17 protein-coding genes are annotated in these 16,116 nt (G+C 44.1%); 6 read left to right on the top strand and 11 right to left on the bottom strand.

From position 1 onward, the window contains the following. Window positions 1–41: 41 nt before the first annotated feature. From ACYX4W_RS17585 to ACYX4W_RS17575, 3 genes are all read right to left on the bottom strand, one after another. Window positions 42–1,214: a sugar efflux transporter gene (locus tag ACYX4W_RS17585; RefSeq protein ID WP_476074045.1), complete on the bottom strand. Its 1,173-nt coding sequence runs from the start codon at window positions 1,212–1,214 to the stop codon at window positions 42–44. 190 nt (window positions 1,215–1,404) lie between these two features. Then, entirely contained in the window at window positions 1,405–2,079 is a 675-nt protein-coding gene (locus ACYX4W_RS17580) for a nitroreductase family protein (protein WP_476074044.1), read from the bottom strand. Window positions 2,080–2,271: 192 nt separating this feature from the next. Then, the gene (locus ACYX4W_RS17575; protein WP_476074043.1) at window positions 2,272–2,640 is read right to left on the bottom strand and encodes a hypothetical protein; all 369 of its coding nucleotides are present in this window, start codon (window positions 2,638–2,640) and stop codon (window positions 2,272–2,274) included. Between the two features lie 329 nt (window positions 2,641–2,969). Here ACYX4W_RS17575 and ACYX4W_RS17570 point away from each other — a divergent pair, with 329 nt between their 5' ends. Beyond that, on the top strand, window positions 2,970–3,428 hold the full coding sequence (locus ACYX4W_RS17570) for an aspartyl protease family protein (RefSeq protein ID WP_476074042.1): 459 nt from the start codon (window positions 2,970–2,972) through the stop codon (window positions 3,426–3,428). A gap of 86 nt (window positions 3,429–3,514) precedes the next feature. On the opposite strand, the gene ACYX4W_RS17565 is transcribed toward ACYX4W_RS17570, so the two are convergent. The 3 genes from ACYX4W_RS17565 to ACYX4W_RS17555 all read right to left on the bottom strand — a co-directional run bounded on the left by ACYX4W_RS17565 (window position 3,515) and on the right by ACYX4W_RS17555 (window position 5,046). Continuing rightward, entirely contained in the window at window positions 3,515–3,925 is a 411-nt protein-coding gene (locus ACYX4W_RS17565) for a hypothetical protein (RefSeq protein ID WP_474855153.1), read from the bottom strand. Between the two features lie 264 nt (window positions 3,926–4,189). After that, the gene (locus ACYX4W_RS17560; RefSeq protein ID WP_476074041.1) at window positions 4,190–4,498 is read right to left on the bottom strand and encodes a hypothetical protein; all 309 of its coding nucleotides are present in this window, start codon (window positions 4,496–4,498) and stop codon (window positions 4,190–4,192) included. Next, window positions 4,498–5,046 carry a YaeQ family protein gene (locus tag ACYX4W_RS17555; protein ID WP_474855156.1) on the bottom strand — a complete coding sequence of 183 codons (549 nt, stop codon included), beginning with the start codon at window positions 5,044–5,046 and terminating at the stop codon, window positions 4,498–4,500. Before ACYX4W_RS17555 ends, ACYX4W_RS17560 begins: the two co-directional genes overlap by 1 nt. A gap of 271 nt (window positions 5,047–5,317) precedes the next feature. On the opposite strand from ACYX4W_RS17555, the gene ACYX4W_RS17550 reads away from it, so the two are divergent. Further along, window positions 5,318–5,959 carry a peroxiredoxin-like family protein gene (locus ACYX4W_RS17550; RefSeq protein ID WP_476074040.1) on the top strand — a complete coding sequence of 214 codons (642 nt, stop codon included), beginning with the start codon at window positions 5,318–5,320 and terminating at the stop codon, window positions 5,957–5,959. 60 nt (window positions 5,960–6,019) lie between these two features. Here ACYX4W_RS17550 and ACYX4W_RS17545 read toward each other — a convergent pair whose 3' ends face one another. Beyond that, the gene (locus tag ACYX4W_RS17545; RefSeq protein ID WP_476074039.1) at window positions 6,020–6,916 is read right to left on the bottom strand and encodes a hypothetical protein; all 897 of its coding nucleotides are present in this window, start codon (window positions 6,914–6,916) and stop codon (window positions 6,020–6,022) included. Between the two features lie 287 nt (window positions 6,917–7,203). Between ACYX4W_RS17545 and add the strand changes: the two genes are divergently transcribed. After that, the gene (gene add / locus ACYX4W_RS17540) at window positions 7,204–8,205 is read left to right on the top strand and encodes an adenosine deaminase (RefSeq protein ID WP_476074038.1); all 1,002 of its coding nucleotides are present in this window, start codon (window positions 7,204–7,206) and stop codon (window positions 8,203–8,205) included. Window positions 8,206–8,230: 25 nt separating this feature from the next. On the opposite strand, the gene ACYX4W_RS17535 is transcribed toward add, so the two are convergent. The 4 genes from ACYX4W_RS17535 to ACYX4W_RS17520 all read right to left on the bottom strand — a co-directional run bounded on the left by ACYX4W_RS17535 (window position 8,231) and on the right by ACYX4W_RS17520 (window position 13,129). Continuing rightward, window positions 8,231–8,794: a class GN sortase gene (locus tag ACYX4W_RS17535; protein ID WP_476074037.1), complete on the bottom strand. Its 564-nt coding sequence runs from the start codon at window positions 8,792–8,794 to the stop codon at window positions 8,231–8,233. Then, the gene (locus ACYX4W_RS17530; protein ID WP_476074036.1) at window positions 8,787–11,066 is read right to left on the bottom strand and encodes a marine proteobacterial sortase target protein; all 2,280 of its coding nucleotides are present in this window, start codon (window positions 11,064–11,066) and stop codon (window positions 8,787–8,789) included. Before ACYX4W_RS17530 ends, ACYX4W_RS17535 begins: the two co-directional genes overlap by 8 nt. Before the next feature lie 705 nt (window positions 11,067–11,771). Further along, window positions 11,772–11,999 carry a hypothetical protein gene (locus tag ACYX4W_RS17525; RefSeq protein ID WP_474855167.1) on the bottom strand — a complete coding sequence of 76 codons (228 nt, stop codon included), beginning with the start codon at window positions 11,997–11,999 and terminating at the stop codon, window positions 11,772–11,774. 167 nt (window positions 12,000–12,166) lie between these two features. Beyond that, window positions 12,167–13,129 (bottom strand): YihY/virulence factor BrkB family protein, encoded by a 963-nt coding sequence (locus ACYX4W_RS17520; protein WP_476074035.1) that lies wholly within the window; start codon window positions 13,127–13,129, stop codon window positions 12,167–12,169. 307 nt (window positions 13,130–13,436) lie between these two features. Here ACYX4W_RS17520 and ACYX4W_RS17515 point away from each other — a divergent pair, with 307 nt between their 5' ends. The 3 genes from ACYX4W_RS17515 (at window position 13,437) to ACYX4W_RS17505 (ending at window position 16,078) form a co-directional block, all read left to right on the top strand. Beyond that, a complete protein-coding gene (locus ACYX4W_RS17515; protein ID WP_474805474.1) occupies window positions 13,437–13,988 on the top strand; it encodes a type 1 glutamine amidotransferase domain-containing protein in 552 nt (183 codons plus the stop codon). A gap of 92 nt (window positions 13,989–14,080) precedes the next feature. Further along, window positions 14,081–14,773, top strand: a complete 693-nt coding sequence (locus ACYX4W_RS17510) for an SDR family oxidoreductase (RefSeq protein ID WP_476074034.1) — start codon at window positions 14,081–14,083, stop codon at window positions 14,771–14,773. A 417-nt stretch (window positions 14,774–15,190) separates the two neighbouring features. Further along, window positions 15,191–16,078 (top strand): SDR family NAD(P)-dependent oxidoreductase, encoded by an 888-nt coding sequence (locus tag ACYX4W_RS17505; RefSeq protein WP_476074033.1) that lies wholly within the window; start codon window positions 15,191–15,193, stop codon window positions 16,076–16,078. Window positions 16,079–16,116: the final 38 nt, after the last annotated feature.

Here is a 16,116-nt window from a genome sequence, read left to right as displayed (position 1 = left end):
ACTAAAGCATAAAGAAAGTACGCGCAAAAAAAGGCAGGCTTCTAGCGACCTACCCGGTACTTTACAAACATGAACACTAACATCACGTTTAAGCCGAATATGGCAATGCACAGCGACCCTATGGTGGCATCTCTAAAACTAAAGAATTGGGCCACAGTGCCCGCGCCAATGGTGCCTAACATCATACCCACACGGGTGGCATTTGAATAAAACGCTGATGTGAACCCTGTTAAATCGGGTGCTTGTTGTTGCAGTAGTGTCAGCCCAATACCGGCATATAAACCGTAGAACAGTGCGTTTAATATTTGAAGTGTTAACAGCTCCCAACTTGACTGAGAAAAGTACACGCCAACGTAAAAGCAACAGCCGAAAATAAAAGCCACAGCCATAATACCCGCAGGAGGGAAGCGTCGAGCCAGCTTGGCCGCGAGTAACATAGTAGGTATTTCAAGCGCAGCCACTACGCCCATCATTAGCCCTGGCAAATTTTCCGCTAATCCTAGCTCATTCATAACGTATAAAGGCATGGATGATAAATACATAACGTTACCCGCCATTCCGGCAAGTATGGCCAACCCAACTAGCCAAAAAGGCAGCGATAGCGAGCCTTTGAGGCTTGTATTGAGTGACTGTTGGTTGGCTTTTTGAGGCGGCACAACATTCACTACGAAAAGCGTTGCAACAACCACGCACGCGATGGCCACCGAGAAGGACGCTGCGAAGCCAAAATTGGCAACCAGCGTAAATGCTAGCGGCGGACCTACTACCCAAGCGAGAGAGATAGCAGCGCGAACTTTTGAGTTAAAGGCGGCTAAGTCGATGTCTTGGTTTTTTGCCCATAATCCCGAAACGGTCAACATCTGAGACACGGCCCCGGCACCTACCGACATAAACAATACGCCTGCTAGAAAAACGTGCCAAAACTGTTTGCTGAATATAAACGCGACCATGGCTATACCCACGCAAATCATGGTGAGCCCGTAAAGATGATTTGCGTTAAAACCTTTGTCTGCTAAGTGACCTAAGTATTGACTGATCACTAAACCTGATAACGTCACAGACACCATATATATACTGATATAAATAGGCTCAACATTGATCTCATCAATGAGAAAGTAGCTCATCAGTGGCGTAACAAACGATGATGTTAGGCCAGTTAAAAGGCTTAACAACAGAAAAGGAAGTTGCGGTGAAAATGTGTGACGCGATGACATGAGGATACGAACTCCGAGGGGCTGTTAAACGAGGTTGATCGAAAATCGTAAAGAAAAGGTCGCAGCCCTTATTAACGAGGGCGCATTATAAGTGCTGCGTATCTCATGTCTATGACAAAGCTTTTATTAGTTATGCTGTTTCAGAGACTCGGTTTACATCATACGCTCAAGCCCTGCGCGCTTTTTTAATTTACAGAAAACTCGCAATCTCGCTAAGCGATTTTTTATTTTTGGCGTGAGCAGGAATGGTGGCATTGTCCGCCGGATAGCCCGCAATAATGAGCATATAAGCGCGCTCATTGTCTGGTCGCTGACAAACATCGGTTAAAAAGTTCATAGGTTTTGGTGTGTGAGTTAAGGTTGCCAAACCTGCGTTGTGAAGTGAGGTGATAAGCATACCCACCGCGATACCGACCGATTCGTGCACATAGTAGTTTTGGCTTTTTTCGCCTGTTTCTGTCTCTCCAAACTTTTGACTGAATACGGCAATTAGCCAAGGCGCGGTTTCCAGATAGGGTTTACATGCGTCAGTACCTAAAGGCTTAAGGTCATCCAGCCACTGTTGCCCAGCACGTCCATTGTAAAAGCCTTGTTCATGGGCTTCAGCCTGTTCGCGTATTTGTTGTTTTACTTTGGGCGACTGTATTGCGGCAAAATGCCAAGGCTGATGATTCGCCCCGCTAGGCGCGCTTCCCGCAGTTAATATACAGTTTTCAATTACTGCTTTATCCACGGGTCGGTCGCTAAAGTGTCGAATGCTGTGGCGACGTTGCATGGTTTTTAAGAATTTTTCGCTGCGAGCTAGCATTTGCTCTTTAGGGTATTCAATAAAATCGTTGAGTGGTGAATGGTCGTGAGGCTGCATTTACTTTCTCTTATTTGTTTTCTATTACTTTATCGCTTCTGACGCGTTATTAAAAATAAAACGGGCAAAACAAATGTTGTAGTACAGAGCAAAATAACAGGTCACGTGATTACGTATGCACAATAAAAAAGCGATTCACTCAGGCAAAAGTGAATCGCTTTGGTGCAATCGGTTGGAAGTTGCAAGCAACGATTAGTGACGCTTGAACGGCGGGCGCGTGCCTCGTTTTTGTGTGTCAGCTTGCTCTTCGAGTACCTCAAGTTGAGCTACGTCGTAAACCGGCATCATTTTCGTCACTCTACGAAATGGGGGCTTGCCGCGCATAATGACGTCTTTCACTTCTACATACTCGATGGCGTCTTGTCCTACCGACTCTAGTTGTGCAACATCATTAACCGACAAGCTTACGATTTTGCGTTTAAACGGTGGCTTACCTGAATAATCAACAACTTGCACATCAACCGTTTCATCGCTTGATGCGGACATTGCCTGTGCTGCATTTGCAGAAAAGCCAAGTGAAACAGCGGTAATTAACGAACCCAATACATAGCGTAATTTCATGTTGTGTCCTCTCATTGAATTGCTACTTTAGTCTATTGTATGACCAAAAAAGTTCTAAACAATGGCGATTGGTGATAGCCATTTACTATCACTTAACTGCATATAGGAAATTTCAACAATCAAGAAGATCGCGAGGAATAGAGCGATAACGGTTCACGATAGACATTGGGCGGTTAATCATAGTGCAGGAAAAATGAGTGGATGCACCGTTGTGGTGCTATAGCGCTATGCGGTTTTGAAGACTGCTGGCTAAATCAATCACTTACCCTTTGGTCTTTATCTTGCTGTCACCTAATACCTATTTAGAATCGGCAGAAGGTATCGTTGCGGTGAAGTTAAAATTCAGGGTGCCGTCTTTGGCGCTATCAACTTTATTACTCGCTTTTGCATCGACAGTGTCGGCGATAGAACAAAGTATTCCACTTTCACAAAGCAAAGGCGGCACGCTCTATTTAGAGGCGACCTTGGAAACGAATGTGAATGCTTCATTTTTATTGGATACGGGCTCAAGTCTGCTGACCCTAAATCAAGCCACCTTCGATGCTTTAACACGTAACCAAAAGCTGCTTGCCACTCGAACCTCGGCAGCAAGAATGGCGAACGGAAAGATCGTAAAGATATCTCAGTATCAGTTAAATTCTGTTCGAATTGGTAACACTTGTGAAGTAGGACCGGTTGAGGTCGCTGTGCTCCCGAAAGGCAATAATATTTTAGGCATTAATACCTTATTAAGGGTTGCCCCCTTAACGATAACGTCCGATTCTGTGATTTTAGCGGGGTGTGAATAGCCTTAATTAAAAACACCTGTTTTAGCAAACGCCAACAAAAAAGCGAACCCGAAGGCTCGCTCTCTATTTTTTATAGCGCGGTTAACTTAATCGTCGCACTCGCTAACGTCGCCGCCCATTTGCTCTTTCATTTTTACGCAAGCTTCATGTGCTTTCTTCGCTGCTGCATCTTTAAACTCACCTGCTTTTTCTGCAGTTGCGTCATACGCGTCAGAGGCCATATCTTTGCCGTCTTCATATGCGTCTGAAGCCATCTCTTTGCCATCTTCATAGGCATCAGAAGCCATTTTCTTACCGTCATCAAAGGCATCAGATGTTGCATCTTTGGTTTCATCCCAAGAATCTGCCGCGCCTTCTTTCGCCTCTTCATAGGCTTCAGAAGTTGTCTCGCCTGCCTTTTCCATCTCTTTGCTTACTTCGCTTTTTGTTTCTTCGCTAGATTCTGTACAGCCCATTAAAGACAGTAGTAGTGCTAACGCCATTGCTTTAGTTTTCATTATGAAGCTCCTTTTACTGGGATAGTGGCTATTTTTATAACCGATCAACATGGTGTTCGAACATGCAGCATAAGGCTAAGTGGTACTAGCCATTTAATATCAATATTTGGCAAGCTGAATATTCAACTAATCCAGTCTAGCCTACTTATCTAGTAAAGTGTAAGTAGACTTTATGCTGAAAAATGAAAGGTTTATAACAAAATTTACGCGATTTATAGAATATGTGTGCATCGCAAGACGTGGTTTTGTGATGCACTACGCGCGTTAATCTTCTGGACCTTGCGTAGTGAATACAAGATGTCGACGCATGTCTTTCAACACTACACCTTTTTTAAGTAGCGCTGCGCTTAATCGTCGCTGCCATTTTTTTAATTCAGGCTCGGACCGTGACAGCGTCTCTTCACTTTCGAATTGAAATCTTAGGAGTAAAGAGCCGGGGAATTGATGATATTGAACGTCGAACCAGCATTGTTGCATACCTTCAAGTTCTTCAATTCCTTGTGCTTCCAAGCTATCGGCTACACTGAAAACCAGTGCTTGTTGTTTAAGCTGAACGGCAGAGAGCTTTTTCATTACAGGTGTTTCTCGATAGGCACTTCCACGCTCTCGGTCACATCGGCACCTTCGATGGTCAGCCACATTTGCCCATCTTGAATGGTAACTTGTATTTGCATAGAGCGATGAACAGCATTAGCTAACGTAGCGGCTAGCGACTCTGGTAAAGTAAAAACTGACAGGTTCTTTCTTGCCTGTAACTTGTTTTGCTCTTTCTTCCACCAGGCATCAAAGCTATTGTCAGCGTATGAATAAATCATCATCTGTTGACTTTGATTACAGCCCTTTTTGATGCGCTGTTCGGACGGTTGGCCTAACTCAATCCACAACTCGACTTCATCGCTAAAGCTCTTCTGCCACAAATCGGGCACGTCGTCGTCAGAGAGCCCTTTGGTAAACTCCAAACGCTCGTGAGCATTAACAATAAAGGCGATAATGCGGAGCATCATGCGCTCGTCATTTTCGGATGGATGCCGGGCAATAGTAAGGTTGTGATCGTTGTAGTAGTTACGATCCATATCCGTTATTGATATGTCAGCTTTAAAAATGGTCGCTTTAAGAGCCATGGTGATCCTGCTTTGTTTTTATTAAGGCTTTCGAAAAACCTCGTGTGCCATGCGAACAAACGCTACAGCAAATTTTGACGCTATATTACCAGTAAAACTCGTTGCCTGCTGTAGCTAAGAGGCCTTTATCACAGGTAAGTACGCGTTTATTTTCATGCGTAATGAAATTTTAAACAAACCTTCTCGGTCATGTTCTTGGGCATCGCGCGAAGCGCGAATAACTAAAACGGTAAATAAGCCACAATAAGAATATAAATTTGGAGAGGGATCAATGAAAAGACTCGTCGCTATGGCAGTTATGGTATTCGCCTGTGTTGCGGGTACATCAAATGTACATGCTTTAGAGCGCGGAACCATTGCTGAAGATGCAGATTCGGTGACGCCATTACTCAATGGCCAGGTTGCGCCTAAAACAACGCTTAAAATGGCTGACGGATCACCGGTAAGCTTACAAGCGCTGACTATGCAAAAGCCCAGTATTGTACTTTTTTATCGTGGCGGGTGGTGCCCATACTGCAACGAACAGCTTGCCCAGCTAAAAGATATTGAAAAAGACTTAGTGGACATGGGGTATCAGATATTGGCAATTTCGCCTGAATCACCTGCGCGTTTACAAGAGCAAAAACTTGAAACTGAGTTTTTGGTTACACTGCTATCTGACGACAAATTAATTACGATCCGCGAATTCGGCGTTGGGTTCTACGTAGATACCATGACTGAATTAAAATACAAAACCTATGGTATTGATTTAACCAAAGATGAAAGTGGAAAAAGCGTGTTGCCAGCGCCTGCTATTTTTATGCTAGATAAAAAAGGGAAAGTTTTATTTAGTTATGTGAACCCTGATTACAAAGTTCGCCCTTCGGCAGAACTGGTATTAGCAGTAGCAAAAACACTTAAAAAAGAGATGTAATGACTTGTGCAAGCCTTATCAAGGCACAGCCCTTGAGCCTTGATAAGCTATCGCCAGCACTTAAACGGCAAGCAGAGTTGCGATTTGCGATGCTAGTTTTTTAGGGGCAATGTAGGTATCGCCCTTACAGTCTTTTACTACGTTCAATAGTGCTTTAAGCAGCGGTTTATTTTCTACATTGCGCTGACAGACCGCGTGAATAGTATTGAGCGCCAGTGTACCTCCCAACGTTTGGATATCGTCAATGTTCAAATTTTGTAAAACGCGATTTGCCGTATAGCGGCGCCATGACATGTGGTAGCTGTCAAAATCGCACGTTAGGTCAACGCTGAGTGCCGCTTGAAGCGCCCAACTTAAAGGGCGGTAGTGCAATAGGTGTTCGGTAAGCAAAAAGATCTCAAGTGCGTGCTCAACAAATAAAGAAGGCTTAGCGTGTTTACTTAGTTCAACAATTGGGAACACACCTCCATCAGAAAACATCGAAGTCACAAGTTCAAAGGTGTAATAGCCATTGCCATGAATGGCAAGCAGGAGCGATTCTATCTCATTTAGAAGAGCTGCGTCCGAATGGTTACCGATGTGCTGCAACGTTAAGTTATCCAAAAATTGCGTAACAAACGGATAGCGAGCATTAAGCTCTACCCATTCGCTGTCTGTTGAGTAACGTTTCGCTTTTTGGCTTTCTAGGTAACAGTCATAGCAGGCCAAATTGACAGAAGCATGGGGCGAACTTGTCGAATAAACATAGCCTGCCCATGCCATCATTGGCGATGAATTTAGGCCGAGCGCTTTTAGATGCTCGGTTGACGTACCTGGTGAACAAACTACTTCGACAAACCCATGGGCGGACATCACGTCTAGCCCCATAAAATCGGGGTCTTCTTGCATGTGTTCGAATGAATACGCACCATTACGCCAGCCTGCTAAATAGCAGCCTTCTATACACTTTCCGCACATAACTGTGCTCCTGTTATTTACGTTATAAGGGGAGGTGACTGGTTAGTCTTAGGTGGAAAACAGCTTATGTACAAAGCCACATCAGAAATTGGGAGAACTTGGCTTTGAAAAACTGCACAAAGCATCGATAAGTATTGCGTCGACACAATGGCCTAAACTTAAAACAAATTTCGTTTCAAAAAAAGCACAGTTTTGTCCCGCTATAAAAAAGTTATTTTCGGGCAGAAAGCGAGGTTTAACGCGGCAAGTGTTATACTTAAGAATGCTCGAATCCAAATCGTATTCCCATGTCCAATAACACACTTCCGCTTCTAGATTTACATCGCCACCTAGATGGTAATGTGCGCCCGCAAACTATTCTTGAGCTTGGACGGCAATTTAATATTAATCTGCCCGGTAACTCGATAGAGGGGTTGCGACCACACGTTCAAGTAATGAAAATCGCGCCGGATTTGGTGTCGTTTTTAAATAAGCTAACATGGGGCGTTAAGGTTTTAGGCAATCTTGATGCTTGTAGACGTGTGGCTATTGAAAATGTTGAGGATGCGGCAAAGCAGGGCATTGATTACGCAGAGCTGCGCTTTAGCCCCTACTTTATGGCAGAAAGCCACGATTTGCCTACACAAGGTGTGGTTGAAGCGATTATAGATGGTGTAAAAAGCGCAGTCGAAGAGTACGATGTTAAGGTTAACCTGATAGGTATATTGTCGCGCTCTTATGGCGCAAAAGCATGTCAGCAAGAGTTAGATGCAATACTGGCGTGCAAAACTCACATTACTGCCATTGATTTGGCGGGCGATGAAAAAGGCTTTCCTGGTGACTTGTTCGTAGAGCACTTTAAACAAGTGCAGCGTGAAGGATTAGCTATCACAGTTCACGCCGGTGAGGCGATGGGCCCTCAGAGTATTTGGCAAGCTATCGATGAGTTAGGTGCTACGCGAATAGGGCACGGTGTTAATGCGATTTATGATAGTAAGCTTATGGACTATTTGCGCGATAAGCGCATTGGCATAGAAAGTTGTTTAACCAGTAACATACTCACAAATACGGTAACTTCATTGCCAGAACACCCGTTAAAAACTTTTTTAGATCACGGCATATTAGCCTGCCTAAATACCGACGATCCAGCCGTTCAAGGTATAGAGCTAGATCACGAATTTAATGTGGCGGCTAAGCAAGCGGGCCTGACTGCTTCTCATATTAAACAAGCGCAAGAAAACGCCTTAGAAATAGCATTTTTAAGCGAAAGCGAGAAATCCGCACTCGTCAAGAAAGTGGGGTCAGAGTAACAACACTGACCCCACAACTTCAGTTTTATGAAAGCTTGAGCTCGACAACTAACCTTAAATGGTTGTCTTGGGCGATGGTATGAAATGGGTAACAGGTGACTAAATACAGCCTTTTTTGATTGAGCTGAACATTCAGCGTTTGGTTTTTTATATCAACAATGCGCTTGGCTGAAATTCGATAGGGGTGCCATATCCCATCAGAAGTTTGAAGTTGTAGCGCATCACCAATATTTACCTTTTCAAGAAAAGAGAAATGGGTGTCTTTGTGGCCTCCAATAACGCTGGTTTCACTGGCCAGCTCTCCAGCATTGATATGTCTTCCTGGGCCAAAGGCCAACGCATTACCCTGGGCACCTTCTAGAATATATAAGTCGGTATCGCTTTTGGGGTGCTCTAACCGACCGACGGGCCACGTGTCTGCCCATTGCCACGGCTTAACTTCAGCGCCAGTTTGCAAGGTTTCTGCCCAAGCTTTTTTGATCAGTACTTGGGCTAACTCTGCTTTTATCGATATCCACGCAACATTGCCAAATCCAAAGGCTACAGCCGCAATAAGCAACACACTTATGAGTATTTTAGGCTTAACCATTGTGCGTTACTCTTTCGTCTTTTATGAAAATACGGCATTGCCTTAAAAGAAAACCTTGAGTTTCCCTCGTGTAAAGCAGTATCAAAAAGAGGAGTGAAAGAGCACCAATTGCGAGGTAAAAATTAATTCCTGCAGAAGTTTGCGGATAGCTAACGGCACGCATTTGTGTACCCTGCGGCATTAGGTTTTTTATATTCTGCGATTTAACGTTTGCCGATTCAGGTCTTGATACTACCTCTTCAATAGCAACAAAGCTGGTATATGCCGTAATTAGATTGTGGGCTAAGGCTACGTTAATAATGTCGTTTTTAACCTCGTTTTCTTTTCTACCAAGAGCCTTTTCATCCATTAGCGCCGCAACTTTTTTACGTGCCCATGCGGTAGCGATACCATTGCGTTGAGTTGAGTGTGATGGTTTAGCATTAGCCGAATTATCGCTTACGTTATTGGTACGTTGAGCTGTTAAAGAACGAGCTTGTATACTGCGTTGCCACTTATGTGTATTACCGTCTTTGTCAGTTAAAGTACCCTCAAGCACCAAGCTATTGTCCGCAGTATTCTGTTCCAAATTATTACCATGACTGCGCTTTTCGTAGGCAAGGTCGGGCACTTTTAAATTAATGAGCAGTGGCTCGCCAGCGTACAAATCAGGCAGACGTTTGGGATAAACTTCAACGTTGTCTTTATGCCGTATATTCATAGGCAGCGTTAAAGAAAGATTGCTCAATACAGGGCTTTCAAGCTTGCTAAATAAGCGCTGCATTTCTTTTTGAATGTTATTTGGGTTGTCGACAAACACATAACTACCTCGGCCGAATTGTGCTGCGCGGGTCATAAAGTAGCTGTTAGGTGCGCTGCCAATTCCTACCGTAAAAAGCCTTGCGTTACCTAGCTGTTGTTGAATCATTGAAAAGAGTGCAGCTTCATTTCCGACGGCGCCATCAGTGATAAATACAACCTGTTTAATATAGTTTTCTTTTGGCTGTGCGCTTAGCGCTTCTAAAAGGGCGCCCGCCATTTCGGTCCCACCGTTTGCGTGTAGCTCAGAGATAAAAGATAGGGCCGTGTTTATATTATGTGGCTTAGTATTGGCAGGTTGGCTGAATAGTTTTGTGTAGCTTGAATTGAAGGCCACAATATTGAACCTGTCCTTTGCGCCAAGTCTTTCAATCGCTAGCTTTAACGCGGCTTTGGCATCTTTAATCGGACGTCCGCCCATCGAACCCGATGTATCTATGATAAAAGTAATGTCGCGCGGAAAGTCTTGAAGATCGTCAGGGTTAATTTGAGGTGGTGTTAGCATAACTAGCGCATAGTGGTCTGAATCTATATCTTCAGCGAAATAGGCTGCTTGTGGGGTAGCATCCTTCGATGGACGCCACCGCAACCACACATCTTTATTCATGGTTACGTGTTTATCATCAATCCAAGCGCGGTATTGATATTTAGCGTTTTCAATAGCATGCCAGTTAAGTTGATGGCCTGTGCTATTGATAGAATCAAGCGGCACTCCCGCGTTTATTGTTGCATTAAAAGAAAGCTGATTCGTAATACTATCGGGCTGAGCTGGCGCCATGAACGGTGTTATTTTATCGGCGTCACTGACTTCATTTGTGGGTAGTGCCCAGCCTGAAATAAATGTGTTGTTGCTCGATAAACGACTGCTGCCATGATCTGTGTTTTGCGGGGCTTGCTTACTTCTACTTTCAGCGTCGTCGCTGGACGCGTCATTGAAATTTTCTTCTTTGTGATTGTTTGCGCCAGTGTTGCCAGGGTAAGCATGTTCAATTAAATCGGCATCGCTTAAGTTTCTTGTAGGAATGCCAGGGATATAGCGAGGAGTAAGGGTGGTAGGAAGGTGGAAGCTAAACTCTCCATTATCATACGCAACCTGCTGTATGTACTGTAACTTAACCGTGATCTGTTCATGTGGAGCTATATTTGCTAAATGTTGAGTGAATAAGTTCGGGCGCTGTTGTTGCGTTAAGCTGGCTTTCTTTCCCGCTTTTTTTGCTGCATCAAACGCTTCTTTCGCTTGAGCTTTCGGCTTTATTTTCCCCAGGATAACTCTATCGCCAATAAGCATTTCCATACTATTTATCGCCGCGTTTTCATTAAGCGGAAAGGTATACACACCATGTTTCCATTCATCGCTATCATTGGTAAACGTTTGAGAATAGGTGACGTGAGCAATCATGCCGTTAACTTTCAGCTCAACGTGAGTAGAGTGTAATAAGGCGGGTGACGGTTCTCCACCCTTGCTCTGCATCATGAGCTCACCTGACTCTGCGCGACTTAGTGGGCTTACCGCCATACCAAGCAAGAAACACAGAAATGAAATAAGTATTAACAAGGTATGGCTGCGAGACTTTGGCGCGTGTTGCCGCTCGCGAAACAAGGGCCTATGTATGCGACTAGGGGTAATGTAGTCACGCTTGGGTGTTTTGGTAAATAGCATGGAATAAGCTCGCGTTAAGTGACGATGCTTATTATTAAACGCCCAGAATAGGGCGAATTATGAACAGTTATTATGGCGAGGTGGTGAAGAAAAATGGCGAAAGTGTGTTTCCCGCTTGCCGTTCAGTGCATTCTGGAAGGCGCAACATTTAAACGCGCTAACATTAAACAACCTATGCAAGCTACAAACAGCGAAGAGCTTCCTAGGTTTAAAACGCGTTAGCCCAGAAACGCGTTGCATTAGATAAAACTGTTCACAGGCTAGCGCTTTATTATAGGGGAGGGGAAGACATTCAGCTTTTTTGCTCCGATAGTGCAAAGCAGAGTTATGACGAAAATGACTGTTGTTGTAATCACCATTTCAGCATGCTCATGAAAACGAAAAAAATATGATAATGTCCTTAGCGCAAATACGCTCACTACAATTATAAAAAGCATGTAGGCAATATATTTACCTATTTGAACAATTGATATATTCATTGAAAAGCTCCGAAGTCGGAGGCGTTACGCCTCCGGATTTTTATTCTAGAGACGTGCGTTCTGACATTTTGTCGCCTATTTTTCCTCCAGCGTAACCTAGGCCGCCAGAAATACCGCCTAAAGCTGCGCCAGCCCAGCCTCCACCGATACCACCTAGTGCCCCTGCACCTACAGAAGCCATGAAGCCCGCAAAACTAAAATCACCCCAGCAGTGCTCTTCACAGCCGCCGGAAACATTTTCAATATCAGTAAAACTTAATTCTTGCATTGTATAATTCCTTTTATGAATTTACCCAACATTGGGTAAGAGAAAAGGTATACAAAATGCTGACTGAATTTAACTGAATAGAAGTATAGTTTTGTCAGAAACCCCTATTGCGCGGTTCACTAGCTGCTTGCAAGATTAGCTTTCAATATTATCGCGCGCTGCTAGATTTAAGACCGCTTACGTTTCAGGTCATCTGGGGTATGGTCAGCTACAAAAGCATTCCTTTCGCCCATAGGCTTGTCTTCGCCTTTGGTACTATCGGCTGTTGTTTGAAGCTCTATTGCAGAATTGACCTCTGCACCGATAAGGATGATGTAGGCACTTATATACAGCCACATGAGTAAGATGATAATGCCGCCCACAGATCCATAGGTTTTGTTATAACTTGCAAACTCATTCAGGTAGAAAGAAAACGCATAGGATGCAACCAGCCATAGTATGGTGGCGAACAGCGAACCTGGTGTCACCCAACGCCATTGGGCTTCACGGCGGTGTGGCGCATAGCGGTACAACGCTGACAAAGCTAGATTGAACAAGCAAAGCATGATGGGCCAGGTTATCCATGTAGCTTGCTCTGCGCTAATAGACTTTGCCGTTATCCAGACTATCGCTTCTGGTAAAATGGTAATGCAGGCTAAGGCGACTATTACAGTTAAGATCATGAATATCGTGCAGGTCACACGAGCCAGTATCCCTCTTAAAAAGCCTCGCCCTTCCGATTCACTGTACGTGATATTACAGGCTTTTATAAGTGCATTAGCGCCTTTGCTACTGCTCCAAAGTGAGAGCAAAAGGGTAAATAAAAAGCCCCAGCCGAGGGCCGAGCTGGATTTTTCGGTCAAATTGGTAAGCTGCTCTTCAATAATATACCGGCTATCGGCTGGCACTACGTTAACAAGTAACGACATATGGGTTTGTAACTCTTCTGGTGAAACCATAAGACCGTATAGGGCGATAGTGGCACCGAGTAATGGGAATATCGCCAGTAAACAGTAGAAAGCAACACCCGCAGCAATAAGGGGAATATTGTCTTTTTGCAGGCTAGTGAATATACGTTTCGTTATGCTCCACCAGCTTTTTAGTGAAAGCTCGAACGCAGATTTTGCGTGGCTGAATCGTCCCTTGCTCATAGTTCCTCAAATCTTTCTCGGTAAGTGCGCGTTTGTATACTTTGATACATCAAATTAAAGAAGACGGCTTAATAAGCTCTGTAAATCATTCATGGAGCGTGCGAATAATTGATAAAGCCTTCAATAAAGCTCAATTTGAACATTAATTAAAAAATTAATTTAAACAATGGGTTACGTGTTGTTGAAGGTGGTGGTTTGTAATTTGCAGTCTACTTTTTACCAAATTGATAAGCGTAGCCCTAGATAATCGTTCTAGCGTCTGTAGGGTTTCGGAAATTCGATAGAACGTTCAAAAGGAGTAACTAGTATGAGCAACACGCAAAACCTTCAGGGTAAAAAAATTGCTATTTTAGCAACCAATGGTTTTGAGCAAAGTGAATTGGTTCAACCTAAAGAGATGTTCACCGAACGTGGCGCAAAGGTTGATATCCTATCTATTGAAGATCAAACCACTATTAAAGCCTGGGATGAAGACGACTGGGGTAAAGACGTAAATGTTGATTTGCAGGTTACATCGGCAAATCTTAGTGATTACGACGCTCTTGTTCTTCCGGGCGGTCAGATAAACCCAGATGTACTTCGTACCAACAAAGACGCGGTAAGCTTTATTAAGGAAGCAAACAGTACTGACAGCATCAAAGCCGTAGGTGCAATTTGTCACGGCCCATGGCTATTAGTGGAATCGGGTTTAGCGAAAGGTGCAACACTTACTTCATTCCCTAGCATTCAAACGGATTTGAAAAACGCAGGTGCGAATTGGGTAGATGAAGAAGTGGTGACCGATGACAAGTTAGTTACCAGCAGGAATCCTAACGACATCCCAGCCTTTGTCGACCAAATTAGTAAGATGATTGCATAGTGTCTTTCCTAACTTTAGCTTCTCTTCATAGTGCGAAGCTGTGAGAGAAGCAGTCTAACGCTAATTTCTATGAGTTAAAAATGGGAGATGATATGTCAGATTCTACACCGAGCGACAAGGTTATTGCGATTACCGGTGCTTCTAGCGGTATTGGGAAAGAAACGGCAAAGCAGCTAGTTGATAAAGGATACAAAGTTGCGCTTATCGCGCGAAGTGAAGATAAGTTAACCGAATTAGTTAACGAATTGGGCGAAGACAATGCACGCGCTATCAAGGCTGATGTGAGTAACTTCGACGAAGTGAACCGCGCATTTGAGCAAGCACATGAACATTTTGGTCGTTTAGATGGCGTATTTGCCAACGCTGGGCGCGGCGCGAACGCTGCCGGTATTGAAAAAGGCGATGTAGAAGACTGGGACGGGATGTTAGGGGCCAATGTCAACGGTTTACTCTATACCGCTAAAGCAAGTTTACCTTTTCTTCGAAAAACGAAAGGGCACTTTATTATCACCAGTTCTGTAGCCGGAAGAGTGGCCATTAAAGGCTCTGTTTACGGTGCAAGTAAGTGGTTTGCCTATGGCTTCGGCCAAAATCTTGCCGAGGAGATGCGTGAGTGGGGTGGTCGATGTACCACCATCTGCCCCGGTATGGTAAACACGCCATTTTTTGACGAGCCCAAGGAAGATAAGCTTCAGCCTGCAGATATAGCAAAGTCGGTATTGTTTGCGCTGAGTGCAGATGAATCGGCCTGTGTCCGAGAAGTTTATGTGATGCCTGCAAAATAAGAAGGCCAGCATCGCCTGATATGAATTAGGCTATTAGATTTGAAAGAAAGGCAGTAATCTCGCTGCCCTTTCATTGCCAACTTACCCCCACTGCTTATTAGTTCTAAGCTTTTATTTACTCTATATCTTTTGTCGATACTTACTATCTGATGTTACGCAGCCTATCTGTCATTACGCAGCTTATCTTACGTTGCGTAGCGTATCTAACATTACGCAGCTTATCAGTTTCATGAAGCATTCCAAATTAGCCAAATAAAGTATGTTCTCAGTTGGTTTAACCCTAATCTATTTGCTTCCATAAGTGCTGAATGACTATCCTAGGTGTTAGTTAATTAAACGAAAGAAAGGCTCTTTCGTGCTTATTGGGAGGATCTACACAATAAGCCTACAGCGCTACAACAATAACAGGAGAGTCGGATGTCTAATGAATTTACGGGTAAAACTGCCATAATTTCTGGTGCCGCTGGTGGCATAGGGCTAGCGTTAGCAGAAGCGTTGGCGCAGCAGGGCATGAAGATCGTTATGGGCGATATTGATAACGTGGCGCTAGCCGAATCAAGCAAAGGATTACGCGAACAAGGTTTTGATGTACTGACTTGCGCCCTAGATGTAACCGACTATTCTCAGTGGGAAGATATAGTTGCCAATGCTAAAGAGAAATTTGGCAAGGTTCACATGGTTATTAACAATGCTGGTGTGGGCGGCACGCCGGGCAAAGTTGAAGATTCAGAGCATGAAACCTGGCGCTGGGTTATGGATGTTAACGTAATGGGTGTACTTTACGGCGCACAAGCATGCGTACCAGCCATCAAAGAACACGGCGAAGGAGGCTGGGTATTAAACGTAGCGTCAATGGCGGGAATGATGGGCATGCCATATGCGGGTGCGTATTGCGCATCAAAAGCGGCGGTGGTATCTATGACAGAAAGTTGGGTGCCAGAATTGCAACCCTTTGGTATTCATACCTCGGTATTGTGCCCAGCATTTGTAAAAACTCGCATCCATGAGTCGTACAGAAACAGACAAGAAAAATATGCAGTGGCAGCTGAAAAGCGCATTGATAAAGAGAAGCTCAAAGCAGGCGCTCAAGCGGCAACTAAGGCGGTTGAGTCCGGTATAGCTGCTTCGGTGCTAGCAGAGCGTGTAATAGAAGCCCTTAAATCAAAACAAACTTATATCTATACCCATCCAAATTATCGCAAAGTTACCACGGGTAGATTTAAAGCCATTGACGCAGCATTTGAAGATGCAGAATTAAGCCCTTCCGTAGGGCATTTAAAGGATGACGAAATCGTTACGTTTTAACGGAAACTTATTTTTCGTTTTAACTTCTCGACTTGGAA

The organism is Alteromonas sp. ABH4_454, assembly GCF_056311775.1.
The sequence above is the reverse complement of the archived record's forward strand: the minus strand, read 5'-3'. Positions and strand labels throughout refer to the sequence as shown.